Source organism: bacterium (genome assembly GCA_035529855.1).
Lineage (GTDB): Bacteria > RBG-13-66-14 > B26-G2 > WVWN01 > WVWN01 > WVWN01.
The window spans coordinates 1-2,278 of the sequence record DATKVX010000038.1 but is presented as its reverse complement, the minus strand read 5'-3'; the positions used below and the strand labels follow the sequence as shown (position 1 = coordinate 2,278).

Annotated in this window: 2 protein-coding genes; both read left to right on the top strand. The window is 68.1% G+C overall.

Annotation, left to right across the window (positions count from 1 at the left end; all coding sequences use genetic code 11):
- A partial coding sequence (locus tag VMX79_03350; GenBank protein HUV86126.1) for a hypothetical protein occupies positions 1-1,542 on the top strand: 1,542 nt, incomplete at its 5' end.
- 17 nt (positions 1,543-1,559) lie between these two features.
- A partial coding sequence (locus tag VMX79_03345; GenBank protein HUV86125.1) for a hypothetical protein occupies positions 1,560-2,278 on the top strand: 719 nt, incomplete at its 3' end.

Genomic DNA, 2,278 nt, shown 5'->3' with positions numbered 1-2,278 from the left:
GGCGCCGGGCGAAACGCGAGCGCGCCGCTGCGTTGCTCCCGCCGGGAAGTTAGCGCGAAATATAAGGGGATGGTAGCGTTGAGGAGAATCTATATTTTATGGGTTTGTGCGGCGTTGGCGGTCGCGACGGCCGCCGGCGCGACCGTGAAACGTTCCCGGCTCGCGCGCGAATTCACCCGCGCCGAGGCGGCCGCCGACGAGGGCGGCGTGCCGCGGATGTCCGACGTCGTACAGGACGTCTGGGTGGACGGCGCCGCGGTGTGGGTCGCGACCGTCGACGGCCTGGGCGTAACCCGCGACCGGGGCTCGAGCTGGCGGACGTACCGCCGCGAAGACGGCCTACCCTCCAGCGACGTCGTCGCCGTCGCCGCGCGCGGGGGCGACATCTGGGCCTCGTGCATCGAGGTTATCGACCTCGGCGGCGGGAACTACACGTTGGAGGGCAGGGGGTTGGCGCACTACGCCGCCGCCGCGGGCCGGTGGTACGTCTACGGGAAGAGAAACGGCCTGCCGGCCGACGGGCCGCTCGAGCTCGCGTGGGACGTCGTCGTCGACGACGAGGGCGTGGTATGGGTGGCGCTGTGGGACGGCGGCATCGGCAAATCCGCCGACAACGGCCGGACGTGGGAGTTGATAATCCCCAAACGCGGAACGCCCGAATCGAGTACTCACTTCTATTCGCTGGCCAAACGCGGCGATCTAATTTGGGCGACCGCCGAGCTTGACTCCAGCATATTGGAAAACGTTTTATGCGGCGTTTTCAAGTCCGAGGATAACGGCTCGAGCTGGAGTTACTACCCGTTGCAGCACGGCGTGGACGGCTTGTGCGCCATCGTCGATATCCAATACCGGGCGGGGCGGGACGTCGTTTGGGTAGGGACCGTTCCGGCTTTCGGCCCGGGCGAAGGGCCCGGCAGCGGCGTCTTTAAAACGGAAGACGGCGGCGCGACCTGGACGAATTACCGGCAAGAACAGGGGCTAAGTTCCGATATCGTATACGCCTTCGCCTCGGCCGGACCCTGGGCCTGGGCGGGCACGTACGACGGCGTCGCCCGCACCGACGACGCCGGCTCGAGCTGGCGCAACTCGAGTACCGAGTCGGGGCTGCCGTGGTACGCGGTGAACGCTTTGGCCGCGGAATCGGAGGAGTACGTGTGGGCCGGGACCGACCTGGGCCTCGGCTTCTCCAGCGACAGCGGCGCGACGTGGCGTAAGATAGAGTTGACGCCGCCCGCGGCTCGAGCCGACCTCCCGAAGGCCTTCGCCTTCCCGAGCCCGTTCGCGCAGAATCGGGACGGTTTCATCACGATACGGTACGGCCTGGCGTACGGCGGGACCGTTACGCTGGACATATACGACTTCGCCGGCCGGCGCGTTAAACGGCTGGTGGACCACGAGTACCGAAACCCGGGCGACCGCATCGACGAATACTGGCTCGGCTACCGCGACGACGGCACGCCGGCGGCCAACGGCATCTATTTCTTCACGCTCGAAGCGGGCGGCGAGGCCGCGGCGCGCGGCAAGTTCGTCGTCCTCAACTGAGGGGGAGGCGGCCCTATATGAGAGCGAAATATATAGTTTTAGTAGTCGCGTTCGCGGCGGCGGCTTCGGCGGCCGCGGCGCGCGAGCACGACGACGGCGGCTTCGGCGGGGCGTTCGCGCTGATGGCCGGGGACGGCCGCTCGCTGGCGCTGGGCGGCGCGGGCGTGGCGCTCGAGCGCTTGCCGGCGATGTACTATAACGCCGCGGCCCTCGCGACCGTCGAGGGCAACGAGTTTACGTCGACGTACCGGGCGCTGTCGTTCGACCGGCGGATAATCGAGCTCGGGTACGGCCGGCCGCTTATAGCCGGAGCCGGCGTGGGCGTCTCCTGGACCAACGCTTCGGTGGACGACCTCGTAGGCCGGAACTACGCCGGCAACCCGACGGAGAAGATAAACAACTCGCAAAACATGTTCGTCTTCGGGTTCGGCCGGCCGGTAGTTGTAGATTGGGTCCAGGCCGGCGTAACCGGCCGCTTCTACTACTCCGAAATCGCGGAGGGGCGCGCCTCCGGCTACGGCCTGGACGCCGGCGTCCGCGTGACGCCCTGGGAGTGGGTTACCGCGGCGGCGGCGGTCCGCGACGTCGCGACGGGGCTCCGTTGGGAGAAGACGGAGACCGGGCCGGAGGAGGACGTGCCGACGCGCGCGCTGCTCGGCTTCGGCGTGCGGCCCTGGCAGAAGTTGCTCCTCGTATTCCAGGCCGACGCCGGCCAGGAGGAGTGCCGGCGGTACCG